Origin of the sequence: Thermocatellispora tengchongensis (assembly GCF_014202315.1) — a bacterium.
Taxonomy (GTDB): domain Bacteria; phylum Actinomycetota; class Actinomycetes; order Streptosporangiales; family Streptosporangiaceae; genus Thermocatellispora; species Thermocatellispora tengchongensis.
Window position 1 is genome coordinate 79325 of sequence record NZ_JACHGN010000026.1, and the last position, 24763, is coordinate 104087.

23 protein-coding genes are annotated in these 24763 nt (G+C 73.4%); 8 read left to right on the forward strand and 15 right to left on the reverse strand.

Going from position 1 to position 24763, the window contains the following annotated elements; all coding sequences use genetic code 11:
• Positions 1–26: 26 nt before the first annotated feature.
• From HNP84_RS42650 to HNP84_RS42700, 11 genes are all read right to left on the reverse strand, one after another.
• Entirely contained in the window at positions 27–896 is an 870-nt protein-coding gene (locus HNP84_RS42650) for a GNAT family N-acetyltransferase (RefSeq protein WP_185055788.1), read from the reverse strand.
• Positions 893–1906 (reverse strand): ABC transporter ATP-binding protein, encoded by a 1014-nt coding sequence (locus HNP84_RS42655; protein ID WP_185055789.1) that lies wholly within the window; start codon positions 1904–1906, stop codon positions 893–895. The genes HNP84_RS42650 and HNP84_RS42655 overlap by 4 nt, the downstream gene beginning before the upstream one ends.
• The gene (locus HNP84_RS42660) at positions 1903–2916 is read right to left on the reverse strand and encodes an ABC transporter ATP-binding protein (RefSeq protein WP_185055790.1); all 1014 of its coding nucleotides are present in this window, start codon (positions 2914–2916) and stop codon (positions 1903–1905) included. The genes HNP84_RS42655 and HNP84_RS42660 overlap by 4 nt, the downstream gene beginning before the upstream one ends.
• Before the next feature lie 5 nt (positions 2917–2921).
• Positions 2922–3833 (reverse strand): ABC transporter permease, encoded by a 912-nt coding sequence (locus HNP84_RS42665; RefSeq protein ID WP_185055791.1) that lies wholly within the window; start codon positions 3831–3833, stop codon positions 2922–2924.
• The gene (locus HNP84_RS42670; RefSeq protein WP_312926947.1) at positions 3830–4858 is read right to left on the reverse strand and encodes an ABC transporter permease; all 1029 of its coding nucleotides are present in this window, start codon (positions 4856–4858) and stop codon (positions 3830–3832) included. Before HNP84_RS42670 ends, HNP84_RS42665 begins: the two co-directional genes overlap by 4 nt.
• Entirely contained in the window at positions 4855–6669 is a 1815-nt protein-coding gene (locus HNP84_RS42675; protein WP_185055792.1) for an ABC transporter substrate-binding protein, read from the reverse strand. Before HNP84_RS42675 ends, HNP84_RS42670 begins: the two co-directional genes overlap by 4 nt.
• Positions 6670–6768: 99 nt before the next feature.
• A complete protein-coding gene (locus HNP84_RS42680) occupies positions 6769–8079 on the reverse strand; it encodes an APC family permease (RefSeq protein ID WP_185055793.1) in 1311 nt (436 codons plus the stop codon).
• A gap of 58 nt (positions 8080–8137) precedes the next feature.
• On the reverse strand, positions 8138–8773 hold the full coding sequence (locus HNP84_RS42685; protein WP_185055794.1) for a hypothetical protein: 636 nt from the start codon (positions 8771–8773) through the stop codon (positions 8138–8140).
• Positions 8774–8848: 75 nt separating this feature from the next.
• Complete coding sequence (locus HNP84_RS42690; protein WP_185055795.1) at positions 8849–11128, reverse strand: hypothetical protein; 2280 nt, start codon at positions 11126–11128, stop codon at positions 8849–8851.
• A 146-nt stretch (positions 11129–11274) separates the two neighbouring features.
• Positions 11275–12612 carry an extracellular catalytic domain type 1 short-chain-length polyhydroxyalkanoate depolymerase gene (locus HNP84_RS42695; RefSeq protein ID WP_185055796.1) on the reverse strand — a complete coding sequence of 446 codons (1338 nt, stop codon included), beginning with the start codon at positions 12610–12612 and terminating at the stop codon, positions 11275–11277.
• A 151-nt stretch (positions 12613–12763) separates the two neighbouring features.
• Positions 12764–13510 (reverse strand): FadR/GntR family transcriptional regulator, encoded by a 747-nt coding sequence (locus HNP84_RS42700; RefSeq protein ID WP_185055797.1) that lies wholly within the window; start codon positions 13508–13510, stop codon positions 12764–12766.
• 152 nt (positions 13511–13662) lie between these two features.
• On the opposite strand from HNP84_RS42700, the gene HNP84_RS42705 reads away from it, so the two are divergent.
• The 3 genes from HNP84_RS42705 (at position 13663) to HNP84_RS42715 (ending at position 15910) form a co-directional block, all read left to right on the forward strand.
• Complete coding sequence (locus HNP84_RS42705; protein ID WP_246519355.1) at positions 13663–14391, forward strand: FadR/GntR family transcriptional regulator; 729 nt, start codon at positions 13663–13665, stop codon at positions 14389–14391.
• 107 nt (positions 14392–14498) lie between these two features.
• Positions 14499–15035: a hypothetical protein gene (locus tag HNP84_RS42710; RefSeq protein WP_185055798.1), complete on the forward strand. Its 537-nt coding sequence runs from the start codon at positions 14499–14501 to the stop codon at positions 15033–15035.
• A 419-nt stretch (positions 15036–15454) separates the two neighbouring features.
• Positions 15455–15910: a nuclear transport factor 2 family protein gene (locus HNP84_RS42715; protein ID WP_185055799.1), complete on the forward strand. Its 456-nt coding sequence runs from the start codon at positions 15455–15457 to the stop codon at positions 15908–15910.
• 19 nt (positions 15911–15929) lie between these two features.
• On the opposite strand, the gene HNP84_RS42720 is transcribed toward HNP84_RS42715, so the two are convergent.
• Positions 15930–17576: an AMP-binding protein gene (locus HNP84_RS42720; RefSeq protein WP_312926950.1), complete on the reverse strand. Its 1647-nt coding sequence runs from the start codon at positions 17574–17576 to the stop codon at positions 15930–15932.
• 187 nt (positions 17577–17763) lie between these two features.
• Between HNP84_RS42720 and HNP84_RS42725 the strand changes: the two genes are divergently transcribed.
• On the forward strand, positions 17764–18990 hold the full coding sequence (locus tag HNP84_RS42725; RefSeq protein WP_185055800.1) for an NAD(P)/FAD-dependent oxidoreductase: 1227 nt from the start codon (positions 17764–17766) through the stop codon (positions 18988–18990).
• Positions 18991–19002: 12 nt separating this feature from the next.
• Here the strand turns inward: HNP84_RS42725 and HNP84_RS42730 are convergent, their stop codons facing one another.
• On the reverse strand, positions 19003–19230 hold the full coding sequence (locus HNP84_RS42730; RefSeq protein ID WP_185055801.1) for a hypothetical protein: 228 nt from the start codon (positions 19228–19230) through the stop codon (positions 19003–19005).
• A gap of 213 nt (positions 19231–19443) precedes the next feature.
• Here HNP84_RS42730 and HNP84_RS42735 point away from each other — a divergent pair, with 213 nt between their 5' ends.
• The gene (locus HNP84_RS42735; protein WP_185055802.1) at positions 19444–19989 is read left to right on the forward strand and encodes a hypothetical protein; all 546 of its coding nucleotides are present in this window, start codon (positions 19444–19446) and stop codon (positions 19987–19989) included.
• A 264-nt stretch (positions 19990–20253) separates the two neighbouring features.
• On the opposite strand, the gene HNP84_RS42740 is transcribed toward HNP84_RS42735, so the two are convergent.
• A complete protein-coding gene (locus tag HNP84_RS42740) occupies positions 20254–20538 on the reverse strand; it encodes a DUF3040 domain-containing protein (protein ID WP_185055803.1) in 285 nt (94 codons plus the stop codon).
• Positions 20539–20671: 133 nt separating this feature from the next.
• Between HNP84_RS42740 and HNP84_RS42745 the strand changes: the two genes are divergently transcribed.
• The 3 genes from HNP84_RS42745 to HNP84_RS42750 all read left to right on the forward strand — a co-directional run bounded on the left by HNP84_RS42745 (position 20672) and on the right by HNP84_RS42750 (position 24231).
• Complete coding sequence (locus HNP84_RS42745; RefSeq protein WP_185055804.1) at positions 20672–21700, forward strand: Rv2578c family radical SAM protein; 1029 nt, start codon at positions 20672–20674, stop codon at positions 21698–21700.
• A 60-nt stretch (positions 21701–21760) separates the two neighbouring features.
• Positions 21761–21883 carry a hypothetical protein gene (locus tag HNP84_RS55610; protein ID WP_281396451.1) on the forward strand — a complete coding sequence of 41 codons (123 nt, stop codon included), beginning with the start codon at positions 21761–21763 and terminating at the stop codon, positions 21881–21883.
• 1142 nt (positions 21884–23025) lie between these two features.
• Complete coding sequence (locus HNP84_RS42750) at positions 23026–24231, forward strand: S8 family peptidase (RefSeq protein ID WP_185055805.1); 1206 nt, start codon at positions 23026–23028, stop codon at positions 24229–24231.
• 59 nt (positions 24232–24290) lie between these two features.
• Here HNP84_RS42750 and HNP84_RS42755 read toward each other — a convergent pair whose 3' ends face one another.
• The gene (locus HNP84_RS42755) at positions 24291–24737 is read right to left on the reverse strand and encodes a hypothetical protein (RefSeq protein ID WP_246519356.1); all 447 of its coding nucleotides are present in this window, start codon (positions 24735–24737) and stop codon (positions 24291–24293) included.
• Positions 24738–24763 lie beyond the last annotated feature (26 nt).

Below are 24763 nucleotides of genomic sequence, written 5' to 3' on the forward strand. Positions count from 1 at the left end.
CCTTCGCGTGGTCGGGGTTGACGCGGTCAGCCGAGGGGACGGCGGTAGAGCCAGAAGACGCGTTCGATCCGGGCGCCGACGGCGCGGGCGTAGAAGCGGACGGGGCCGACCCAGCCGATCTGGGCGCTGCGCCGTCCGGCGGCGGCCAGGTCGGCCAGGCACCGGCGGAGCAGCACCCGGCCGACGCCCAGGCCCCGGGCCTCCTCGGCGGTGCCCATCGGCCCGAACCAGTACGGCCGGGAGCCCCAGGCGGCGAAGCCGATGATGCGGCCGTCGCGCGCGGCGTAGTGGCAGCCCGTGGCCTGCTGGGCCTCCCAGGCCCAGGCGTCGTTCCAGTGCTCGCGGGCGAACGCGGCCACGGCGGCGCGCTCGCCGGGCGAGGCGGCGTGCAGGGTGACCCCGGCCGCGGCGAGCCGCCGGAAGTCGGCGGCGTCCTCGCCGGGGCGGGCTCCGGTGTCGGCGGTCATGTTCCAGGCGATGCGGTAGCGCTCGTAGCCCAGGCTCTCGGCCAGGCACACCGCGGGGGTGTAGCGCACGTCGATCCCGGGCCAGGCGTAGCAGGGCGGGTTGCCGGCGAAGCGGGCCTCGGTGGCGCCCTCGCCGCGCAGCCACTCCTCCGCGGCCCCGACCAGCGCGCGCCCGACGCCGCGGCCTCGGGCGTCGGGGCGTACCGCGATCAGGTCGATGTGCCCGATGCCGCCGGGGGCGGTCGAGGCGAGCACGACGCCGTCGAGGCCGGGGGCGGCCAGGGCGGTCCACCGGCGTCCCGGGGGTGGGGTCGCCAGCCGCCGCGCCAGGAGCGGCGCGTCGTCGGAGTCGGCCCACAGCGCCGCCGCGGCCAGCTCCTCCACGCGGGCGTCCACCGGCACCGGCCGTATGGAGTCCGGGCCGGTCATGCTCCGGCCGCCAGCGGGATCACCTGGCGGCGGCGGGGGTGGAAGCAGGCGTGGCGCTGCGTGGTCGGGTACGCCGGGTCGTGCCCGAGGACCGGCCGGTCCCGCTCGCACCGCTCGGTGGCGAGCGGACAGCGGCGGGCGAACAGGCACCCCGCGTCGCCGTGCCGCTCGTCCAGCGCCTCGGTCGGCACGATGCGGTCGGGGCCGGGCCGCTCCAGGCCGTGCAGGACCGGGGTCGCCGACAGCAGCGACTGCGTGTACGGGTGGACCGGCTCGTTGATCACCGTCTCGGTCGGGCCGTGCTCGACGACCTGGCCGCGGTACAGGACGTACAGCTCGCTCTCGTCGCCGATGTACCTGGCGGTGGCGATGTCGTGGGTGATGAACAGCACGCCCACGCCGAGCTGCTCGCGCAGCCGCCGCAGCAGGGCCAGGATGCCCAGCCGCAGCGAGACGTCGATCATGGAGACGGCCTCGTCGGCGACCAGTGCCTCGGGGTCCATGGTGAGGGCCCGTGCGATGACGACGCGCTGCCGCATGCCGCCGGAGAGCTGGTGCGGGTAGCGCGGCAGGACGTATCCGGGGTCGATGCCCACCAGGGCGAGCAGTTCCTCGGCGCGCGCGTCGATCCACGGCTTGGGCCGCCCGGTCTGGCGGGCGCGCAGCGCGAGCGGCGCCCGCAGGGTCTGGTGGATGGTGCGGGTGGGGTTGAGCGCCGAGTACGGGTCCTGGTGGATCATCTGCACCCGGCGGAAGTACGGCCGGCGGCGGCGCGGGCTCAGCCCCGACATCGGGGTGCCGTCGATGACGATCTCGCCGGAGTCGCAGGTCTCCAGGCCGGCGATGATCCGGCCGAGCGTGGTCTTGCCGCAGCCCGACTCGCCGATGAAACAGACCGCGCCGCCGCGCTCGATGGCGAAGTCCACCCCGCGCAGCGCGGGGACCTCGCGGTGCCCGAGCACGCCGCCGCGCTGCCGGAACGTCTTGGTGATCGCGGTTCCCGTGATCACGCGTACTCCTTCCGCTTCACCGGCACCGCGTGCGGGCCGGGGAGATGGCAGGCGACCGTGCGCCCGGCGCGGGCGGCGGGGACCGGCTCGGCGGTGCGGCACAGGTCCAGGCTGCTCTCGCAGCGCTCGCGGAACACGCAGCCCGCGGCGGGCAGCGTGCCCAGCGTGGGCGGGCGTCCGGGCAGCGCCCGCGCCAGGCCGAGGTCTCCGGACAGGCGGGGGATCGCCCGGATCAGGCCCCGCGTGTACGGGTGCTCCGGCGCGCCCAGCACCTCGGCGACCGGGCCGTGCTCGACCACGCGCCCGCCGTACATGACGGCCAGGTCGTCGGCCACCTCGGCGACCGCGCCGACGTCGTGCGTGATGACCAGCGTGGTCAGCGCACGCTCGTCGTGAACCTCACGGATGATGCGCAGGATGGTCGCCTGGGTGATCATGTCCAGGGCGGTGGTGGGCTCGTCCAGGACGACGACCCGGGCGTCGAGCACCAGCGCGAACATGATGCCCACGCGCTGGCGCATGCCGCCCGACAGCTCGTGCTGGCGGGAGTCCAGCACGCGCGCGCCGTCCATGCCCATGCGGCCCAGCAGCTCCCTGGCGTCGCGCACCAGCGCGCGCAGGTCGCCCACGTCGTGCGAGCGGCCCAGGTCGAGCAGTTGCGCGCCGATCGTCTTGAGGGGGTTGAGGGAGTTCTGCGCCGCCTGGAAGACGTAGCCGACCTTGCGCCCGCGGGTGCGGCGCAGCTCCTCCCCGCGCAGCCGTACGACGTCGCCGAGGCCGTCGATCTCTACGCTGCCCGCGCTGATGCGCCCGGGCGGCTGGACCGCGTTCAGCATCGACAGCGCGAGGGTGGACTTGCCGGAGCCCGACTCGCCGACCACGCCGGTGATCGTACCCGGGGCGAGGGTGAGGTCCACGCCGGAGACGGCGGGCAGCTCGCCGGAGGGGGTGTTGTAGACGACGGTGAGGCCGCGGATGCGCACGCCCGGCGCCGTGAGGTGTCGTTCCATGGGGGCTACTCCTCCCGCAGCCGGGGGTTGAAGATCTCGTCCATCGCGTCCACGACGAGCACGATGCCCAGCGTGAGCAGCAGGATCGCGAGCAGGGGCGCCAGCAGGTACGGCAGCGCCGCCGGGGTGGTCAGCGCGCCGCCGCTGAAGACGGCCAGGTTGAGCATCACGCCCCAGTTGTTGGCCTCGAACGGCAGCACGCCCAGGAAGAACAGGCCCACCTGCGCGTAGACCGCGCCGGTCACCGCGATCAGCATGTTCATCGCGATGTAGGGGGCCATGGACGGCAGCAGCTCGCGGCCGATGATGTGGGTGGTCGGCAGGCCCAGGCCGCGGGCCGCCTCGATGAAGCCGCGCTCGCGCAGCGAGAGCGTCTGGGAGCGCACGGCGCGGGCGATGCCGCCCCACCCGAGCAGGCCGAGCACCAGGCCCATCTCCAGCGGGCTCTCGAACTTCCACACCGTGGACAGCACCAGCAGCAGCGGCAGCCCGGGGATGGCCAGGTTGAGGTCCGTGAGGCGCATCAGCAGGGTGTCCTGCCAGCCGCGCCGGAACCCGGCGAACAGCCCGACGGCGGTGCCGAGCGCGACCGTGATGACCGCGGTGGCCAGGCCGGTGAGCAGCACGTAGCGGGAGCCGGTGACGACGAGCGCGAGCACGTCGGTGCCCTCGAAGTCGGTGCCGAACGGGTGGCTGAGGCTCGGCGGGGCGTACAGCGCGTCGTCGTCACGCGGCAGGTGGGCGGGGTAGAGCAGCGGCCCGGCCACGCCCATGACCGCGAACAGGGCGCAGATGGCGACGCCGGCCATGCGGCTCGGCTTGCGCCGCAGCACCCGCCACACGCCGCGCCAGAAGTTGCGCCGCAGGGTGGCCCGGCGGCTCCTTCCGGCTGCGCCGGGCAACGCGGTGACGGTCATGCGGTGCCTCCGCTTCTCACTCGGGGGTCGATCACGCTGTAGAGCAGGTCGGCGACGATGTTGGCCACGACGATGCCGATCGTGATCACCAGGAAGGTGCCGCCCATCAGGGCGTAGTCGCGCGAGCTGATGCTGTTGACGAGCAGCAGCCCGAGGCCGGGGTAGTTGAAGATCTCCTCGATGAAGATCGAGCCGCCGAACAGCATGCCGATCGACAGGGCCAGGATCGTGAACAGCGGCAGGATCGCGTTCCTGGCGAGGTAGCGGAACACGATGCCGCGCCGCAGCCCGCGCAGCTCGGCGGCCAGGATGAAGTCGTCGCCGAGCACGGTCACGACGTTCGACTTCATCGCCAGGATCCAGCCGCCGTAGCTCGCCAGCGTGTACGTCACGACCGGCAGCACCGCGTGCCGTACCAGCGAGCCGAGGTATCCGGCGTTCAGGCCGGGGGTGAACTCCACGTCCACCGGGCCGCCGGAGGGCAGGATCGGCCACAGCGTGGCGAAGATCGCGGTGAGCAGCAGGCCGATGACGTACACGGGGACGCCGTGCAGCAGCGAGCCGGACAGGGCGAGCAGGTCGCCGAGCCTGCCGGAGCGCCGGACCGCGGCGTACACGCCCATGGTCACGCCGAGCAGGAAGCTGAGCAGCGTGCCCGCCAGCACCGGCAGCACGGTCCAGGAGGCCGCCGAGCCGATCAGGCTGGTCACCTCCACGCCGGGGGTGCTCAGCGAGCGCCCCAGGTCGAAGTGGAGCAGCGAGCCCATGTAGCCGGTGTACTGCTCCCACAGGCTGCCCTTGGGCAGGAAGCCGTACAGCACGGCGGTGGCGCGCTCGGCCTGGTCGGGGGACATGCCCTTCTGCAGCATGCTCTCGTACATGGCCAGCACGGGGTCACCGGGGATCTCCCTGATGATCACGAAGCTGATCGTGGCGACCAGCCAGATCATCACCAGGCCGCGGGCCACGTGGCCCGCCACCCGGCGTGCCAGGGCGCCCGCGCGGTTCGCGGTTGCTCGGGTCACGGCTGCCTCTTTCTGATCATGCCGAGCTGCATCCACACGCCCGACGACAGCCGCAGCATCTCGCTGTCGTCCGGCGGGAAGCCCGTGTAGCGGGAGGTGTTGACGAACTGGGTGTTGACGTAGTCCCACAACTGGACGGCGGGAAGCTGCTCGTTGGCGATCCGCGCCAGCACGCCGACGATCCGGCGCTGCTCGCCGGGCGAGACGTAGTTGAGCCGGCTGGTCAGCTCGCCGGGATCGACGAGTCCTTCGCCGGCGACCTCGACGGTCCGGGGCCCGCCCATCCAGTTGCCGCCGGTGCCCGGCGGCACGTGGGTGAGCCTGCCGCCGAACATCTGCCAGCCGTTGGCCTGGCCGAACAGCCGCTGGAAGATGTTGTACGGCGAGGGCCCCAGGCCGATCAGCCAGAAGCCGAGGTCGTACTCGCCCTTGGCCAGCTCGCTGAGGTAGAGGCTGTAGTCGGCGGCGGTCAGCACGGTCGCGTCGATGCCGTGGTCGCCGAGCCCGCTGCTGATCGACTTGGCCGCCGAGACCCAGTCGGAGAACGAGGCGGGCACGTGGATCTCCACCTTCCACGGCGACCCGTCGGGCATCGTCCACCTGCCGTCGCGCAGCTTCATGCCCGCCGCCCGCAGCTCGGCCGCGGCCTTGGCCGGGTCCAGCCGGTACGGTTCGAGCTCGGCGAAGCCGTCGCCGAGCCAGGCGCGGGCCGCCTTGGCGTGGATGCCGGACGTGGTGGCCGCCGGCGTGCCGCCCTCGGGCGCGGCGATCCTGGTCACCTGCTCCCGGTCGATCAGGTACGCCAGCGCCCGGCGCACGTGCACGTTGTCGTACGGCTTGTGCGACTGGTTGAAGGCCAGGGAGGTCGCCACCGGGGAGTAGCCGGTGATGACCTGGCTGCCGCGCGCCCCGCGGATGCGCTCCATCACGGCGGCGGGCACCGAGGTGAACGGCGCGTTGTCGAGCTGCCCGGAGATGAGGTAGTTCCAGATCTGCTCGTTGCCGGTGTAGTTGAGCACCTTGACCTTGTCGGGGCCGATGGCGCGGCTGTTGTAGAAGTAGGGGTTGCGCCGCAGGAGCGCGGCGCCCGGGTTGACCCGCTCCAGCACGAACGGCCCGGCCGAGACGTCCTGCTCCGGGCTGAAGGCGATGACCTTGTCGGCCAGCCCGGTGATCACGGCCTTGGCCCGCTCGCCGGCGGGGCCGCGGTCGTGCTGGGCCACCTTGAGCGTGTCCCAGAAGCCGCGGGGCAGCAGCGCGCCGTAGACGTGCGCGGGCACCACGACGGTGGACAGCAGGTTGGCCAGGAAGGCGGCGCTGCGGTTGGCGCCCTGCGTGACCCTGATGGTCTTGGCGTCCAGCACCCGCACGTCGGCCGCCGCGCCCGCCGCCTTGGGGTCGAGCGCGTACGCCGTGCCGCCCTGGGTGTAGGCGAGCCCGATCGAGACCCTGACGTCCTCGCTGGTCACCGGCTTGCCGTCGGACCACCGGGCCTCGGGCTGGAGGTGGATGTCCACCTGCGCGCCGTCGGGGCTCTGGGTCCAGCTCCGCGCGAGGGCCGGGTAGAACCGGTTGGGGTCGGTGGGGTGGTTCCTGGCCCAGGCGAGCGCCATCCCGTTGTAGCCGGTGAAGACCGAGCCGACGGGGTTGAAGGGGTTGATCGGCGCGCTGGCGTTGATCTGCTTGGTGCCGTCGATCGTGGTGTAGACGTCCACCTCGGCGCCGGCGTCGGTGGCCGCGGCGCCGCCGCAGGCGGTGGCGGTCGCGGTGACGATCGCCATCAGAGCCGCGAACGTCGCGAGTCGCTTCATGGGCTGCTCCTGGTTCCCGATTGCCTGGACACTACGGGGGCGTTCCAAGGAGCGTCAATAATTTCCATCGCTGGAGACAGCTCTGGAAGTTATTTTTACTTACCGCTCCGACCTGCGAAGACGTCGTTCGCGAGCCCCATGGTAGGCGAGCCCCGCGGCCGTCCAGGCCGCGCAGACGGCGTACGGGCGCCAGTCGGCGACCAGGCCCAGCACGGCGATGGCCGCCGCCGCGGCCATGCCGAGGACCGCCGGCGCGGCCAGCCACGGCCGGGGCAGGCGCAGCCGGGCCCGCGCGTGCACGTCCGGGTGCGAGCGCGCGACGTTCAGCGCCGCCAGGCAGGTGCCGCCGTACTTCAGCATCGCCGGGACGTTGACCGCGAGCAGCAGCGGCAGGACCTCCCGCGACAGCAGCAGGCCCAGCGACGCGGCGGCGAAGGCGGTCGCGGTGGCCACGTGCGGCGTGCCCCAGCGCGGGTGGACCCGGCCCAGGGCGGCCGGCAGCGCCCCGGCGCGGCCCATCGCGAACAGGTACCTGCTGAAGATCAGGAACGTCGCGTTGACCGACTTGACCAGCGCCAGCGCCGCCGCCCCGGCGATCAGCGGCGCGCCGTGCGGGCCCAGGGCCGCCTCCGCGGCCGTCACCAACGGGGCGTCGCTCGCCGCCAGCGCCGCCGGCCCCACCGCGGCCAGCGCCGTGACGGCGACGGCCAGGTAGACGCCCAGCGCCAGGACGAGGGCCAGGACGAGCCCCAGCGGCACCGACCGGCGGGCGTCGGCCACCTCCTCCCCCACCTCGGTGGCGCCCTCGATGCCCAGGTACAGGGTGACCAGCAGCGGCAGGGCGGCCAGGACCGGCTCCCAGCCCGGGAAGGCCGGGCCGGACGGGCCCGCGCCGAGCCGGGGCGCCCCGGCGGCCACGAAGACCGCGAACGCCGCGAGGAGCAGGAGCATCATCACCGTCTGCGCCCTCGCCGCGACCGCGACCCCGAAGTGGTTCAGCGCGTAGACCAGCAGGAGCAGGCCCCCCATCACCGGCCAGTCCGGCAGGCCGGGCCACAGCGCCGCGGCGTGGTCGGCCAGCACCCGGGCCATAAGCACCATGATCGCCACGCTGCCCAGGACGCGCAGCCACGAGATCGCGAAGGCCGCGCGCGGGTGCACGAAGGCGTGCTGCCACTCGTACGAGGCGCCGGTGCGGGGCACCGCCGAGGCCATGAACCCGTAGACCAGGCCGAACACCGCCATCGGCGCGGCGGCCAGCGCCACCGCCACCGGCAGGCCGCCGCCGCCCGCCCCGGCGGCGGGCCCCAGGACGGTGAACACCGAGGCGCCCATGGCCGTGCCCGCGCCGAGCATGACGACGTCGGCCAGGCGGACCGACCGCCGCAGCGCGCCGCTCGCGGCGTCCACCCCACCTCCCGGCCCGGCCCCCGTCACGAACGGGGAGAAATGCTACCGGCCCCGCGGGTCAGCACGCCGAGCCGTGGGCCCACATCGTGTTCAGCCGCGCCACCGTGGCCAGGTACGCCTGCTCCTGCGCCGGGGTGAGCACCACGTCGGCCCCGGGCCCGGCCGCCGCCAGGCACTCGCGCAGCAGGATCGACTCGGCCGTGTCGGCCAGGTCCAGCAGGCCGCTGAGCGCGGCGGCGGCGGCGACCAGCGCGGTGCCGGGCAGCCCCCTGCCCCCCGACTCCAGCGCCGCGCGCACCACTTCCCCGCCTCGCACCCCGCCCCCGCCTCGCATCACGCCCCCGCCTCGTGCGGCGCTCCCGAGCACCGCGGCGGCCGACGACAGCATCGCCACGTCCACCGGATCGACGTCCACCAGACGCAGCGGGACGTGCTCGACCCGGCCGCCGGGGCCGTACACCCGCCCGGCGAGCCACGCCTCGGCCGCGCGCCGCCCCTGCGTCGGGCCGACCGCCCGCCATAACCGGCGCAGCGCCCCCAGCGCGGCCCCGCGCGCCAGCGGGCCGGGCAGCGTCGCGCCGTCCTGCTCGGCCGTGCGCAGCGCGACCAGCAACTCCTCCAGCCCGGCCACCACATGGGCCAGCTCGTCACCCAGGTCGGGCACCAGGACCGCGCGGGGGCCGAGGCCGCTCACGTACCCTCCTTCGCCGGCCCGCACGGGCCGCTCAACGGTGACGATACGCCGCGATCCGGCCGTACGCGCGGGTCCTCATCGGCCGGGCCGGCGCGGCAGATGCTCCTCGACCTCGTCCCCGGGTCCCGGATAGGCCATGATCAGCAGTTGCTGGGTGACCCGCTCCTCCCCCTTCCACGGCCGCCACGCGAAGTGCACCCGGATGCGGTAGTGGCCCTTGCCGCGCACGGCGAGGTCGGGCAGCGGCTCTCCGCCCATGGGGTCGGCGAACGCGATCTCGCCGCTCGCGCTCCGCAGGCCGGCCTCGACGACCTCGTCCCAGCCCTTGGTCTCCACCGGCGGGCGGCGGGTGTAGGTCTCGGTGGTGACGCACAGGGGGGTATCGGAGTGGACGCGCACCTGGAGGTGCCCGGGGCCCGCCGCGAGCACGTCGCCGCGGTAGGGCAGCTCGTCCAGGAACGGATCGCCTTCCGCGACGTCCGGCTCGTACACCTCCAGCACGCCGTAGTCGGTGGACACCGAGCCGGGCTGGACCACCGCCGCGACCGGTTCGATCTTCGGCCGGTGGCGGGGCGTCGCCGCGCACTTCAGCCGTTCCTCGGCCGCCCAGATCGCGTACTCGCTCTCCGCCTCGATGCTCTCGGCGGCGGCGACGGCCGAGGCGGCGGGGCAGATGTGGGCCAGGGTGGAGGCCAGGCCGGCGACCTCGACCCCGTCCGTACGCGCGACACGGGCGAACTCGGCGGGGTCGGCGCGGGTGAACACCTCGCACAGGCGGCGGCCGTAGGCGATCTGGACCCGTGCCGGGGCGTCCTTGACCGGCGGCAGCGTCTCCGACCCGCGCACCCCGCACGCGAACGCCGGCTCGCCGCTGAGCTTGAGCGGCTCGCGGTGCGCACCGTAGTAGGGCTCCGGCGCCAGGCAGTCGTCGTCGCCGAGCACCCGCCCACCGGCGAAGTCGGCCACGGGCAGGAAGCACAGCGCCATGGCCGCCGCGACCGCCGAGGCCACGACGTGCAGCCGCGTACGGTGGGCGGGGCCGCCGCCGTACTGGAAGATCAGGATGAGCGCGGAGACGGCGAACGCGGCGCAGTGCCACAGCGGCGACACGCCGAAGACGATCGAGCCGTCCCGCTCCGGGTAGATCTGCGGGCCCGGGTACCAGAACTCCTCGCGCGGCTCGGGCCCGGCGGTGAGCACGCTGACGACCCCGGCGGCGATGGCCAGGAACAGCGCGCTCGCCGTCGCCCGCACCAGGCTCAACGTCCGGCGCACGACGGCGGCGAGCACCAGGACGGCCATGCCGCCCACGCCGGCGAACAGGTCCAGCAGCAGCCAGACGCTCAGCGGCACGGGCGCGCCGGCGGACTCCCGCAGATAGGACTCGATCACACCCCTCGGCCCGATCCACAGCGGCATGCCCTGGGCCAGGTTGACCGCGACGGGCAGCAGCGGCAGCACCACCGCGAGCGCGGCGAGCGGCCACCGGCCGGGCGGCCGCCTGACCGGCGCCGGTGAGAGCGCGGGCGTCGTGGCGGCCCTCGCGGGCGGGCCGGCGAGCTCGTGCGCGGAGCGCGCCTGCCACACCACCCGCAGCAGGCCCAGCAGGCCGAACGCGGCGGAGAGCAGCAGACCGCCGCGCGGGAACTCCACGGGCAGGTCGAAGGCGAACGGCCTCAGCACGTAGGACAGCGCCGTCGCGGCGGCCCCGATCCACACGGTGCCCCGGCTCCACCTGCCGTCGCGCGCCTGGGCGATCAGGGTGAGCACCATCCAGACCAGCCACAGCACACCGTCCAGCCGGGCGAAGTGGAGGATCTGCGCGACGAGGTGGAGGTCCAGCTCGCCGGCAACGTTCGCGGCGATCCAGCCCGCCTCGGCGACCACCCCGGCCACCAGCGCGGTGATCCGCAGGCCCCTGGACGTACCGCGCAGCACGAGGAAGAACAGCACGACGAGGACGAGCCCGGCGGCGGCGGGGACGAGGTCGTCCGCCCAGTCCGGCAGCGGCAGCGGGACCGCGTCGGCCAGCCCGCAGACCACGTTGAGGTACAGCGCCGCACGCAGCCACCGGACCGCCCGGCCGCTCCGCACCGGGTCTCCCGCCGCCCGCCCGCGCAGGACCTGCCACAGCACCCAGCCCTGCCCGGCGCCGACCAGGACCAGCGCCAGGCTCACCGGCCACGAGGAGGCGCCGGTCTCCTCCTCGCCGAACCACGCCACGCCGAACGTCACCACGCGGAGCAGGCCCGAGTCGTCGCCGCTCACCAGCGCGAGGACGCCGAGCACGACGACGAGCAGGGCGTATCCGGCCGCGACCACCGCGGCGAAGCGCCCGAAACGGTAACGGCGCACTGCACTTCCCCGGGGGTCGGGCCGACGGGTCGCCCCACCCTAGCGGTGCGCCGCCGCACTGTCGATCTTGCGATGTGCCGTCCCCGGCCGGGGAGGCGGGCCGGCCGGGGACGCGGCGGCGAGTCACCTCATGGGACTGGGACGGCTCAGGCGACCGTGCAGGCGGTGCCGTTCAGGGCGAAGGCGGCGGGCTCGGCGGTGTCGCCGGAGTGGGTGCCCTGGAAGCCGAAGGTGACCGATCCGCCCGGGGCGATGGCGGCGTTGTAGGACATGTTCCGCGCCGTGACCTGGCCGGTCGCGGGCGTGACGGTGGCGTTCCAGGCGTTGGTCACCGACTGGCCCTGCGGCAGCGTGAACGCCAGCGACCAGCCCTGCACCTGGGCGGAGCCGGTGTTGGCGATGGTCACCGAGGCCGTGAAGCCGGTGTTCCAGGAGCTGACGGTGTAGCTCACCCGGCACGGGCCCGAGACGGTCGGTGTCACCGTGGGGGTCACCGTCGGGGTCACCGTCGGGGTCACGGTGGGCGTCACGGTGGGGGTGACGGTGGGCGAGCCGGTCGGGCCCTGGTTCAGGCCGAAGAAGCGGATCACCTCGGCGGCCATGCCGGCGCGCGGCAGGTCGTGCCCGGCGCCCTGGATGCTGATCGCCTCGACCGGGGCCATGCCGCCGGTGGAGCCGTAGCGGGTGCGGGTGTGGCTCGGCTGGGGCGTGTCGGTGTAGGCGGGCGTCTGGCTCAGGCCGTGGACGTTGGTCCACTGCTTGATCTGCTCCTGGAAGTTGGGGTAGCGCAGGGTGGAGTCCTCGATGCCGTGCCAGATCTGCATCCGCGGGCGCGGCCCGCTGTAGCCCGGGTACGCCGCGCGTACCAGGTCGCCCCACTGCTGCGGGGTCCTCACGAGCTGCCCGTTGGCGCACTGGCTGTTCCAGCTCGACCCGTCGGTGGTGGCGAAGCAGGCGAACGGCACGCCCATGAACGCCGCCCCGGCCTTGAACACGTCCGGGTACGCGCCGAGCAGCACGTTGGTCATCATCGCGCCGGAGGACGCGCCGGTGACGAACGTGCGGTCGAGGTCGCCGCCGTACCGCTGCTGGACGTAGCGGACCATGGACACGATGCCGACCGGGTCGCTGCCGCCGTCGTGCCGCAGGGCCTGCGGCGAGGACACGTCGAAGCAGGAGCCGCTGCGGGTGGCGGAGGGGTAGATGACGATGAACTTGTGCCGGTCGGCCAGGGAGGCGAACTCGGTGCCGGAGTAGAAGGCCGGCCCGGAGCCGGTGCAGTAGTGGACGGCGACGAGCACCGGCGGGCGTGCCCCCACGCCGTCGGGGACGTACAGGTGCATCCGCAGGTTGGTGGGGTTGGTCCCGAAGCCGGTGACCTCGGTCAACTGCGCCGAGGATGCCGGCGAGGCCACGACCAGCCCCATGACGGCCAGGACCGCCGCGATGACCGCGGCCCCGGCCAGACGGACCCGCATTCTCATGCTGGAACCTCCGCTCGCCCTCGAAACATTGCGATGATGGAGCGAAAGTTTCTCGAAGAACGGGCCGGCAGTCCGCCGGCCGGGCGAAGGTTGCCGCCCAGCGGCCCGGAAGGTGCGCCGAACCGCCGAAAGTTTCACCGGCCGGTGGCCGTCACCGCCAGTCGACGACCTCGTCGATCAGGCTCGGGTGGGCCCGCTTGACGTAGGTGACGTACTTGTCCATGTGCTCGAACATCAGGCGCTCGGCCTCGTCGGCGTCGCCCTCCTCGATCGCCTTGGCGATGGCGGCGTGCACCGCCAGCACCTCGCGGCGGCGCGACTTGGGGAAGACGATCCCGCTCACCCGCTCGCGGAACAGGTCGGACAGCGACTGACTGAACAGGAACAGCACCCCGTTGCCGGACATCTCACCGACCATGCGGTGGAAGTCGCCGGTGGAGGCGAGGTAGCCGGTCTCGTCGTCGGCCCGCCCCGCCTCGCCGCTCTCGCGCAGCCGGGCCACCGCCTCAGGGTCGCGCCGCTCGGCGGCGAGCCGGGCCATCACCGGCTCCATGACCAGCCGCGCCTCGATCAGCTCGCGGTAGGTCATGCCGGACACCTGGAAGTACAGGCTGGCCATGCGGCCGAAGTCGCCGGTGTCGGTCTCGGCCACGATCGGGCCGCCGCGGGGGCCGGGCTTGATCGAGATCAGCCCGTGCACCTCCAGGATGCGCAGCGCCTCGCGCAGGGAGCCGCGGCCCACGCCGTACTCCTCCAGCATCTGCGCCTCAGAGGGCAGTTGCGCGCCGACCTGGAGGCCCTCGGCCCTGATCTTGCGGACGATGCTCCTGGCCACCGCCTGGGCGACCTTGTCACCGCGCCTGATCGGTGTGCGAGCCCGCCCATCCGCCTCAGCCATGGCTCAGATCATAGCCATGATGATCCTCGACCAGGGAACTTCCCGGAAAATGCGTCCGCGACGCGAGCGCCGCGCGACCTGGTTCCACATGTATGCCAATGCTACTATTCATGCGCATTGATATTCCACGGAGCCCAGGAGAGATGGCAGTGATGTCGTTGCGCCCGCCGAAGACGGCCATGCTCCTCGCCCAGCGCATCGTCGCCGACATCAACCGCCGGGGCAACACCGTCGGCGACCGGCTGCCGCCCGAGCGGGTCATGCTCGACGAGTACGACGTGGGCCGGGGCACCCTGCGCGAGTCGCTGCGGTTCCTGGAGCTTCAGGGCGTGCTGTCGCTCAAACCGGGCCCCGGCGGCGGCCCGGTGGTCCAGCGCCCCGACGCCGGCAGCCTCGCCACCACGCTGACCCTGCTGCTGCAGTTCGAGAACGCCCCCTTCCGCACCATCGCCGAGGCCCGCGCCGGCCTGGAGCCGATGATGGCCCGCCTGGCCGCCGAGCGGATGAGCCCCGAGCAACTGGACGCGCTGGGGGCCAGCGTGGACGCCATGCGCGAGCACCTTGAGGACCAGGCGGTGTTCCTGGAGGAGAACAAGCGCTTCCACGACATCATCGCCCACGGCTCGGGCAACGTGATGTTCGGCTACCTCATCGACGCCCTGCTGGGCATCCTGGACGGCTCCGCGATCGGCATCGACTACCCCGAGGTGCGCCGCTCGGCGGTGCACAAGGCCCACCTGCGCATCTACCAGGCGCTGAAGAACCGCGACCCGGAGTCGTCGGCCGAGGCCATGGCCCGGCACATCACCGAGTACGTCCGCTACGCCGAGCGCAAGTTCCCCGAGGTCCTCGCCGCCCCCATCGTGTGGGCGAACCTGTGAGCGCCACGCCCGCCGCCGCAACCGAATCGGCCCGAGGACGATCCTGACCGCCCTGACCGGGTAGGGCGGACAGAGAGTGGACGAACACTCCTTCGGGGAGGAGGAACATGACCACCGAAACCAGGCAACCGGCCAGGCAGACGACCGAGACGAGGCCCGAGAGCACCGAGCGCGAGTCACGGGACGAACTGCTCACCCTGAACCTGCCCATGGTCTCGTTCCAGGTGCACCGCCCGCACATGCCGCAGATGCGCAGGCCGCAGATGCGGATGCCGCACGTGGACACCGAACCGGCCCGCAAGGCAGTGCGCAACGCCCGCACCGCCATGCCGCCGCCGGAACGCATCGCCTACTACGGCGGGCTGGGCGCCCTGGCCGCGTTCGGGGTCATCGAATGGCCCGTCGCCGCGGCGATCGGCGCCGGAACGGTGATCGCCCAGCGCGCCCGGGGCATGCGAAGGGCCGAGCCCTCGTCCGAGACCGCGCGACCGAAAACCGAGGCCGCAGCCGAACCCACCGCCGAGACCGCCGCCGAGAAGCCGAAGAGGGCCTCAAGAACGCCGAGGGCGTCGAGCGAGACCCCCTCGGACGCCGCCAAGACGGCCAGGGCAAGGGTCCGCAGCGCCAAAACCAAGCCCACCTGACCACCACACCCAACAGGGGCGCCGGCCACCCGGCGCCCCCGCCACGCCCGGCCCGTCCCCATGTCCCCTCCCCCGCTCACACCCACACCGCTCCCCACACACCAGGCCCGTTTCCGGACACTCCCACGCCTGTTCCCCGCGCACGCCGCCCTCGGTTCCGATACCGATGCGCATCCCACACCCACCCGGGTCCGCTCCCCCACGCACGCCCAACCCGGTACCCGGAGAGACCCACACCCGCTCCCCACGCACGCCCGCGCCCGGTCGCCGTCGCTGCCAGGCTGGAACGCGGCACGACCTGCGCGACGGCCACGCCACGGCCGGCGTCGCCCAGGCCCACGCCCGCTCCCCCGCGTAGGCCCGACCCCGCACCTCCGATATCATGTTCATGGTTATCACGCTTAGGAGAGGGCGACGAGATGGGCGAGGCCGACGTGGAGGCGCTGGCGGAGCGGGTGGCGCGGCTGGAGGCGGCGGAGGCGGCCAGGGAGCTGACCGCGGCGTACGCGCTCGCGCTGGACACCAAGGACCTCGACGCGCTGGCCGCGCTGTTCACCGAGGACGCGGTGCTGCACGCCGGGCCGCGCACGCTTCGCGGGCGCGAGGCCGTGGTGGGGTTCTTCCGCGACGCGCTCCTCGCGGACCCCGGCACCAAGAAGCACCTCATCATGAACCACCGGGTGACCCACCCCGCCCCGGGCGAGGTGCGGGTGGAGTCGTACTTCATGTACACCTCGACCGGGCCGGAGTCGGTGCTCGGCTGGGGCGGCTACAGCGACCTGGTGCGGGTCGCCGGCGGCTCGGCCCGGTTCGCGGAGAAGCGCATCGTGGTGGACGTCGCGGCGGACGTACGCACGGGCTGGGCGGGGCGGTAGCCCGCCGCCGAAGGTGCCGTCAGGCGGAGGTGGCGGTTGCGCGGTCGAAGGTGTCGGGGGTTACGCCGTACTCGCGCAGCTTGGCCCGCTGCACGCGCTGCGAGGGCGTCTTGGGCAGTTCGGCGGTGAAGCGCAGGAACCTGGGCACCGCGAACTTCGGGATGCGGGTGTCGCACCACCGCCAGATCTCCTCGGGGGTGACCTCCTCCCTGGTGACCAGGTAGGCCATCACCTCGTCCTCGCCCGCCTCGCTGTCGGCGGGGACGGCGATGACGCAGCACTCGACGACCGCCGGGTGCGCCAGGATCGCGGTCTCGACCTCGTAGGAGCTGATGTTCTCGCCGCGACGGCGCAGCGCGTCCTTGATGCGGTCCACGAAGTAGAACCAGCCGTCCTCGTCGCGCCGCAGGGCGTCGCCGGTGTGGAACCACAGGTTGCGCCAGGCCTCCACGGTGCGCTCGGGCATGTTGTAGTAGCCGTTGCTGCAGATGAAGGGCACCTTGGGCCGCACGACCAGCTCGCCGACCGCGCCGACCGGCACCTCCTCGTCGGTCTCCGGATCGACCAGGGCCACGTCGAACCACTCGTCGGCCTGCAGCCCGCACGCGCCCGCGGGGCGGTCCTCGCCGTACGGAGTCATGATCGGGGAGGTGGTCTCGGTGAGGCCGAAGACCTCCACGAACGCCTCGATGCCGAAGCGCCGCTTCATCGGCTCCAGGATGGTGGCCGCGGTCGGGGCGGCGAAGACGCAGCGCAGCGGGTTGTCGGCGTCGTCGGGCCGGGGCTGCTGCTTCCAGATGAAGTCCATCATCACGCCGATGAAGTTGGTCACCGTGACCCGGCTCTCGCGGATCTGGTCGATCCACCGGCTGGCGCTGAACCTGCTGCGCAGCACGAACCTGGCCCCCGCCACCAGCGCCGGGTAGGCCGCCATGAACTGGGCGTTGCCGTGGAACAGCGGCGTGACCGCCATCCACGCGTCGGCGGGGGTGAGCCGGGTGAGCGAGACGCACAGGTCGGCGAAGAAGTACATCTGCGCGTGCGGCATGGCCACGCCCTTGGACGGCCCGGTGGTGCCGGAGGTGAACAGCACCGCGGCCAGGTCGCGCGGGCCGACCTCGGGCAGCTCCGTCCGGTGCTCGCCCTCCAGTTCCTCCCAGGGGGCGGCCTCCCATCCGGCCTCGCGCAGGGCGCGGATCGCCTCCTCGGCCCGCCCGGTGTCGATCACCCAGAACTTGACGATCTCCTTGGCGGCCCCGGCGACGGCGGCGAACCTCTCGGCGTACACGTCGTCCACGACCGCGAACCTGGCCTGCACCGTTCGCACCTGGTGGGCGAGGAAGTCGTGCTCGTACGCCGTGTTGATCGGCACCTCCACCAGGCCGGCGACGGCGCAGCCGAGCCAGGTGCGTACGAACCTGGAGGAGTTGCCCGCCACGATCACGACCCGGTCGCCCGGCACGGCGCCCGCCGCGAGCAGCCCGCGGCCCACCGCCTCCGCCGCGGCGAGCGTCTGGGCGTAGGTCCAGGTGCGGCCCTCCTCGGGGGCGTCCAGCCAGACGGCGTCCGGGCGCGTCGCGGCGTGGTGGCGCAGCACCGTGGGCAGGGCCCAGCCGTCGCGGCCGGGGAAGGTGGGGCGCAGGTCGCGGTAGTACCGGAACGTCACCAGGGCTTCCTTTCTCCGCCGGCGGGCGGCGCGGCGCCTCCCGGCGCCCCTTGCGGGGCATCACCTAATCTATGGTTTCTATAATCATGAATCTAGCCGGGCGGCGAACCGGGGGGCAAGCCCCGGCCCGGCGCCGGAGGTTTGTGATACTGATCTCCCTGAGTCAGCTCTGGGGAAGGAGCGCGGGATGGCCGGCGACAGCGTGGTGATCGTGGGAGGCGGCCTGGCCGGCCTCCGTACCGCCGAGGCCCTGCGCCGGCAGGGGCACTCCGGCCCGCTGACCCTGGTCGCGGCGGAGGAGCACCTGCCCTACGACCGGCCGCCGCTGTCGAAGTCGCTGCTCACCGGGCAGGACCCCGCCCCCAGGTGGCTGCGGCCCGAGGAGGCGTACGCCGAGCTGGGCCTGGACCTGCGGCTGTCGCGGCGCGCGGTCGCCCTGGACACCGCCCGGCGCGAGGTCGCGCTGGACGACGGCGACGCCCTGCCGTACGCCCGGCTCGTGATCGCCACCGGGGCCCGCGCCCGCACGATCGCCGCCTTCGCCCGCCACGCCAACGTGCTCACCCTGCGCACCTGGGACGACTGCCTGGCCCTGCGCACGGAGCTGGGCCGGGCCCGGCACGTCACGGTGGTCGGCGGCGGGGTGCTCGGCTGCGAGATCGCGGCGAGCGCCCGGACCCTGGGGCTGGAGGTCACCCTGGTGGAGGCGCTGGAGCAGCCGCTCGCCCGGGTGGTCGGCGGCACGGTCGGTGCGGCGGTCGCGGCGCTGCACCGCGACCGCGGGGTCGATCTGCGCCTGTCCACATCGGTGGTGGAGCTGCTGGGCGAGGAGCGCGCCCACACGGTGGTGCTGTCCGACGGCGCCCGCCTGCGCACCGACCTCGTGGTGGTCGCCGTGGGCGCCGCCCCCAACACCGAGTGGCTGGCCGGGGCGGGGCTGGAGCTCGACGACGGCGTGGTGTGCGACGCCACCGGCGCGGCGTCCGCCGAGGGCGTCTTCGCCGCCGGCGACGTCGCCCGGCTGCCGCACCCGGCGGGCGAGGGCACCGTACGCCTGGAGCACTGGAGCGCGGCGGGCGACACGGCCGCGCTGGTCGCGGCCAACCTCTTCGCCGCCCCCGGGGAGCGCCGCCCGCTGAGCGAGGTGCCGTACTTCTGGAGCGACCAGTACGACGTGAAGGTGCAGACCCTGGGCCTGCCCGGGCACGGCGCCGAGCCGGTGGTCGTCGAGGGCGCCGCGGAGTCGGGCCGCTTCCTCGCCCTCTACGCCCGCGAGGGACGCGTCACCGGGGCGGTGGCCCTGAGCATGCCGGCCGCGCTCTTCCGCTGCCGGGCGACGATCGCCGAGCGCGCCCCGCTGTCCGACGCCCTCGCCGCGGCCCCCTGGACCCGGCGTCCCCGCACCCCCGCCTGACCCGTACGCCTTTCAGGAGGTGGGGCCGACGTCGGGTTCGGCTTCGGTCTCGGGGATGCGCGCCTCCTCGGCGTGCGCCTCCTCGCGCCGGCCCTCGTCCCCGGGCTCCTCGGGCTGCGGGGTGATCCGCCGGCCTCTGTCGGTCCTGCCGGTCCGCGCGGCCACCGCGTCGTCCTCGCCGCCGATCTCCCTGTCGGGGACGCCTGACCCGCGGTCGTCTTCGCGTTCCATCTCGTCCATGCCCCTCCGCTGCCCCCGGCGGGCCCGCCCAACCACCTTCGCCTCCCAGATGAGACAACTCTCAGTAACGTTGACATCACGAAGAGTCATGAGGACAGTGAAGGCGTCACCACATGAGCAGCGGCCTCTCGGGCACCACCGGCAACCCCCGGCGCCCGGCCGGGCCGCCGCACGTCGCTGCCCCCGAAAGGAGCAGAACCCCCGATGCCAGCTATGACCTCATCGCGTCCCGTCAAGGCCGCCACCGCCGCGCTCGGCGCCCTGGCCGCCGCGGTCACCCTCACCGCCGTCCCCGCGCCCGCGGAGGCACGCGCCCTGTCGATCTCGTGCGCCGCCTCCGGGCAGTCGCGGTTCAGCCCCGGCGTGCAGCTCCTCCCGCAGTCGCAGCAGGTCACCTACCTGGGCGACGAGCGCTCCTGCAACGACCACAGCGGCAACGGCATCACCGGGGCGCGGATCACCGCCGACTTCCGCGACGTCCGGCTGAGCTGCGTCGCCAGCCAGTACGTCTCGGGCTCCGGGACCGGGACCATCACCTGGGACAACGGCGAGACCAGCAGCGTCGAGGTGTCGATCGACGAGAGCCTGTTCCACCAGGCGTCGGTGTCGGGCGTCGTGCGCCGGGGCCTGTTCGCCGGCAAGCGCTTCACCGGGCAGTTCAGCACCGACCTGCTCGCGGGCGGGGTGAAGTGCACCGCGGGCGTCTTCTTCGGCGGGCTGAGGCAGGCCCCCTTCACCGGCGAGTTCAGCATCGGCTGACCGGACCGGGGCGTGCCCGCACCGCGGGACGGGCACGCCCCGCCGCACCGGCCCAGCAACCGCACTCGTCCGGGGCCGCAACCGCGCGCCGCCCCGCAACCGCACCCCACTCGGCGACCGGCCCGATCACCGGCCACGGCGGCCCATCATCACCACGCCCGGCACAGAGAGCCGATCCACGTGAAGCGCGGCCCTGGCCGCGGGCGCAACGACATCGCACCCGAAGCCTGGACTCCGGGCGCGAACTCGTCCTGACCGCGGGCCTTACAGCGCCAGCGCGGCGGCGGCCCCCTGACGCAGGGCCATGACCAGCAGGGTCGCGATCAAGGTGGCGATCACCAGCCAGCTCACCATGATGATGACCGTTGACCGCCGTGGCCGGCGCAGCCGCCGCCTCGCGTCGCGCGACTCGCGCTTGCGGGCGCCGTCCTCCTTGCGCTGCACGCGCTCGTTGAACGACTCCAGCCGCGCCGCGAGACGCGGGTCATCGTCGACGAGGTGGCGCTCGATCTGGGCCAGCGCCCTCTCCTCGTCCTGCGACCAGGCCATGCCGCACCTCCCGGAACGCAAGGTATGTGCGGAGGTTCTGCCCAATCGTGAAGATCATTAGCCGTTCCTAGGTCAGGTAATTGCGGCCTCTTTGAAGTTGCGATCAAGCTCGAACGGTTGTTCTAATCATGTCATGCGCTGGGACAACCTCCGGCTCACCGACGACGGCGAGGCCGATTCCGCGACGCCGCTGTTCGCCAGGCGGGCCGTCGCCCGGACCTTCGACACGCCGGAGTTCCGGGGCGTCACCTTCTACGAGATCCACGCCCGGTCGATCATCAACCGGGTGCCGTCGGCGAGCCGCGTCCCCTTCGAATGGACGATCAACCCTTACCGGGGCTGCACCCACGCATGCGTTTACTGCTTCGCCCGCAAGACGCACGAATACCTCGACCTCGACTCCGGGCGCGACTTCGACTCCAAGATCGTGGTGAAGGTCAACGCCGCCGAGCTGGCCCGGCGCGAGCTGGCCGCGCCCCGCTGGGCGGGCCACCACATCGCGATGGGCACCAACGTCGACCCCTATCAGCGCGCCGAGGGCCGCTACCGCCTGATGCGCGGCATCCTCCAAGCCCTGCGCGATGCGGCCAACCCGTTCTCGATCCTCACCAAGGGCTCGCTGATCCTGCGCGACCTCGACCTGCTGACCGAGGCCGCCGGGGTGACCGAGGTGTCCACCGCGGTCTCGATCGGGTTCACCGACGAGCAGATGTGGCGCGCCGTCGAGCCGGGCACCCCCTCACCGCGCAAGCGCCTTGAGGTGGTGTCCGCGCTCAGCGCGGCGGGGCTGCGCTGCGGGGTGCTGATGGCCCCGATCCTGCCCTACCTCACCGACTCCCCCCAGGCGCTCGACACCACCGTGCGCCGCATCGCCGAGTCGGGCGCCGCCTCCATCACCCCGATCGTGCTGCACCTGCGCCCGGGGGCCCGCGAGTGGTTCCTCGCCTGGCTCGCCCGCGAGCACCCGCGCCTCGTCCCGCGCTACCGCGAACTCTACGGCCGCGGCGCCTACGCCCCCGCCCCCTACCAGCGCCGCATCGCCGCCCAGGTCCGCGACCTGGCCACCCGCCACGGCGTCGGCCGCACGTCCCCCGGCCGGACCCGCCTCATCCGCCCCCCGGCCCCCACTCCCCCACCAGCCGAACAACTCACCCTCTTGTAGTGCGCTCCGCCCATTTGGGTATGAAGCAGACGTATCACCCGGACACATAGAGGGGGAGTCATGGGCGACACCCGTAAGAAACCCGCGAAGTCCTCGGCGAAGGCCAAGAAGGCCGCGATCAAGGCCACCCGCTCCGCCAAGCAGGCCAAGAGAGAGGCCAAGCGCGAAGAGCCGACCGAGTGACCCACGCGCACCCCACCCACTGAAATCCCCCCACCTCCACACACCACGACCCCACACCCAGCGCCACGGGCCACGACGCGGGGGCAACTTCATCGGCACCGCCGATGCACCGGTCGAGCAGCATCGAGCCGATCTCACCGAAGGGCGCGCGACAGCGCCGCACCTGCCGCGCCCCACCGGGTGTGGCTTTCGGAGCGGCCCATCGGGCCGACCACCCGTGCCTCATCCGGTCACCCGCCGACCACCCGCGACCCCATCCGGTAGCCCGCCTGCCGGGGGCTGGGCGATGGTCGCATCCACGGGAGTGGTGTAAGAGTTCGGCCTGGTCACAGGCGTGGCCTCGTGAAATGGCGACGGCCATCACGTGCTCCTGCAAAGGCGCAACTCAAGATCGAAGGAGATGCGCGCCACCGTAACGACCCCATCGGGCCGACCGCCCACGTTCCCATCCGGTCACCGGCCGCCCACCCGCGCCCGATCCGGTAGCCCGCCGGCCAGGCGATGCCCGGCCGGCACCCGCACCCGACCATGGGCCCCCGGGCCATGGGAACCGCGCCACATGCCCCACCCGCCGCATCCCACACCCGCGCGCCACCGCAACCGCCCCCACCGGGCCGACCACCCGCGCCCCCATCCCGTCACCCGAGACCAGGCGATGCCCGCCCCGGCACCCGCACCCGGCCACGGGGCCACCTCCCGGCCATGGGGTGCCGCGGGGTGTGTCACCGTTCGGGAGGAGGCGGCCGGAGGGCGTCGCGTTTCCGCAAGTTGCGGCATCCACCCCCATCCCGTCGGGCGCAAGATCCACCGTTGCCCGGACACTCCCGTGCCGCGCCACATGCTGCGCTCGCCCTCCCCGGCGGCGGCTCGGAGAGGACGGCCCCGGCGCTCCGGGGGCATCGGCCGTTGCCGGGTGAGGGGAGTGTCCGGGCAACGGGGCTCATTTGCAGGGCGGCATTGGGGGTGGATGCCCGAACTGCGGACGTGCGAGGCCCTCCCCGCCCTCCCCCTCCCGAATGGGGTCACACCCGGGGTGAGTAGGGGGCTGCTCATGTGCTCGGGGTGGGGGCGGTCGTACATCTGGGGGGACAGCACGGACGGCGGATGTGCGGCCGGGTGGGCCGGCCAGGGTGGAGGGTCCCATGACCAGGAAGTACTGCGTTCTGCGGGACATGAGCCGGGCGAGCACGAGCGGGCCCTTCGAGGCGGGGGCGGGAGTCGTGGGCGGGATCGGGCGGATCGGGGAGGTGGCCGCGGAGCCGCGGGTGGAGAGCGTCGTGCTGAGCAAGCGGGAGCTGCGCGACGTGGCCCGGGATCCGGAGGTGGCGGCGGTCGCGCCGGTGATGCCGACCAGTCTCGTCGCGCCGGTGGAGGCGGAGGGCGACGTGTCCGGCGGGGCCGAGCGGGCGGGGGCGGTCACGTGGGGGGTGCGGGCGGTGGGGGCCGACGTGTCGGCGTTCACCGGGGACGGGGTCGTGGTGGCGGTGCTGGACACGGGGATCGACCCCGGGCACGCCGCGTTCGCGGGGATGACCCTGGTCGAGGAGGACTTCACCGGGATGGGGACCGGGGACAAGGTCGGCCACGGCACGCACTGCGCGGGGACGATCTTCGGCCGGGCGGTGGAGGGGACGCGGATCGGGGTGGCGCCCGGGGTCCAGAAGGCGCTGATCGGCAAGGTGCTCGGGGACGACGGGTCGGGCAGCACCGAGGGGCTGATGCGCGGGCTGCAGTGGGCGCTCGCCGGGGGCGCGCAGGTCATCTCGCTGTCGCTGGAGTTCGACTTCCCCCGGCTGGTGGACGAGGTCGTCGGCGAGGGCATGCCCGTACGCGCGGCGACGTCGCTGGCTCTGGAGAGCTACCGGGCCAATCTGCGGCTGTTCGACGCGTTCATGCAGCTCGTCGCGGCCCGGGCCGGGGCCGCCGGGGGCACGGTGGTCGTGGCCGCGGCGGGCAACGGCAGCAGGCGGAACGCGAGCCCGCCGTTCGAGATCGCGGTCGCGCTGCCCGCCGCCGCGCAGGGCGTCATCTCGGTGGGGGCGCTGCGGGAGTCGGCGCAGGGGCTCGCGGTCGCCCCGTTCTCCAACACCTTTCCGCAGATCAGCGCGCCCGGCGTGGACGTGGTCTCGGCGAGCAGCGGAGGCGGCCTGAGGTCGTCGCAGGGCACCAGCATGGCCGCGCCGCACGTGGCAGGGGCCGCCGCGCTGTGGTGGGAGCAGGTGCTCGGCTCGCCGGTCCCCGCCACGGCGGCGACGGTGACCGCCCGCCTGCTCGCGGGGGCCACCGTCGCGCCGCTGGCCGGCGACGACGTCGCCGACCGGGGCGTGGGCATCGTCCGGGCTCCCTGACCCGGCGGCGTGGGCATCGTCCGGGCTCCCTGACCCGGCGGCGTGGTCGTCGCCATGGGTCAGCAGGAGGCGTACTCCTCGCGCCGGCGCAGCATGGCCAGCAGCATCAGCGGGAACATCGCCACGTGCGCGGCGATCATCAGGCCGCCCGCGTCGATCACGCCGGCCCACAACAGCGGGAACAGCGGCACGACCGGCACGAACATCGCGGCGCACATCTCCAGGGTCGAGGCCCAGCCGTGGCCGCGGAAGCGCATCCAGGCCGCCATGCCGATCGACATGTCCAGCGCCATGAGCAGGTACGCGGCCTCGGGCGCGCCGTCGTGCGAGGGGCTGAGCCCGACGGCGGAGCGCAGCAGGCCGAACACGGCCATCCCGGCGAACATCGCGATGACCATCTCGCCGTAGTGCCGGGCGAACCTCCACCACCCGCCCCCGTGCGGGGTGGTGGAGGGGGACGGAGCGGCGGCGACGGGGGTGTCGGAGTCGTTCTTGATGACTGTCATGCACTCACCGTGCCGGGACCGGCCCG

Coding starts and splice junctions, on each gene's coding strand:
- HNP84_RS42650 (WP_185055788.1), bottom strand. CDS start 896: ATGACCGGCCCGGACTCCATACGGCCGGTGCCGGTGGACGCCCGCGTG.
- HNP84_RS42660 (WP_185055790.1), bottom strand. CDS start 2,916: ATGGAACGACACCTCACGGCGCCGGGCGTGCGCATCCGCGGCCTCACC.
- HNP84_RS42665 (WP_185055791.1), bottom strand. CDS start 3,833: ATGACCGTCACCGCGTTGCCCGGCGCAGCCGGAAGGAGCCGCCGGGCC.
- HNP84_RS42675 (WP_185055792.1), bottom strand. CDS start 6,669: ATGAAGCGACTCGCGACGTTCGCGGCTCTGATGGCGATCGTCACCGCG.
- HNP84_RS42695 (WP_185055796.1), bottom strand. CDS start 12,612: ATGAGAATGCGGGTCCGTCTGGCCGGGGCCGCGGTCATCGCGGCGGTC.
- HNP84_RS42700 (WP_185055797.1), bottom strand. CDS start 13,510: ATGGCTGAGGCGGATGGGCGGGCTCGCACACCGATCAGGCGCGGTGAC.
- HNP84_RS42705 (WP_246519355.1), top strand. CDS start 13,663: ATGTCGTTGCGCCCGCCGAAGACGGCCATGCTCCTCGCCCAGCGCATC.
- HNP84_RS42710 (WP_185055798.1), top strand. CDS start 14,499: ATGACCACCGAAACCAGGCAACCGGCCAGGCAGACGACCGAGACGAGG.
- HNP84_RS42715 (WP_185055799.1), top strand. CDS start 15,455: ATGGGCGAGGCCGACGTGGAGGCGCTGGCGGAGCGGGTGGCGCGGCTG.
- HNP84_RS42725 (WP_185055800.1), top strand. CDS start 17,764: ATGGCCGGCGACAGCGTGGTGATCGTGGGAGGCGGCCTGGCCGGCCTC.
- HNP84_RS42730 (WP_185055801.1), bottom strand. CDS start 19,230: ATGGACGAGATGGAACGCGAAGACGACCGCGGGTCAGGCGTCCCCGAC.
- HNP84_RS42735 (WP_185055802.1), top strand. CDS start 19,444: ATGACCTCATCGCGTCCCGTCAAGGCCGCCACCGCCGCGCTCGGCGCC.
- HNP84_RS42740 (WP_185055803.1), bottom strand. CDS start 20,538: ATGGCCTGGTCGCAGGACGAGGAGAGGGCGCTGGCCCAGATCGAGCGC.
- HNP84_RS42745 (WP_185055804.1), top strand. CDS start 20,672: ATGCGCTGGGACAACCTCCGGCTCACCGACGACGGCGAGGCCGATTCC.
- HNP84_RS55610 (WP_281396451.1), top strand. CDS start 21,761: ATGGGCGACACCCGTAAGAAACCCGCGAAGTCCTCGGCGAAGGCCAAG.
- HNP84_RS42750 (WP_185055805.1), top strand. CDS start 23,026: ATGACCAGGAAGTACTGCGTTCTGCGGGACATGAGCCGGGCGAGCACG.
- HNP84_RS42755 (WP_246519356.1), bottom strand. CDS start 24,737: ATGACAGTCATCAAGAACGACTCCGACACCCCCGTCGCCGCCGCTCCG.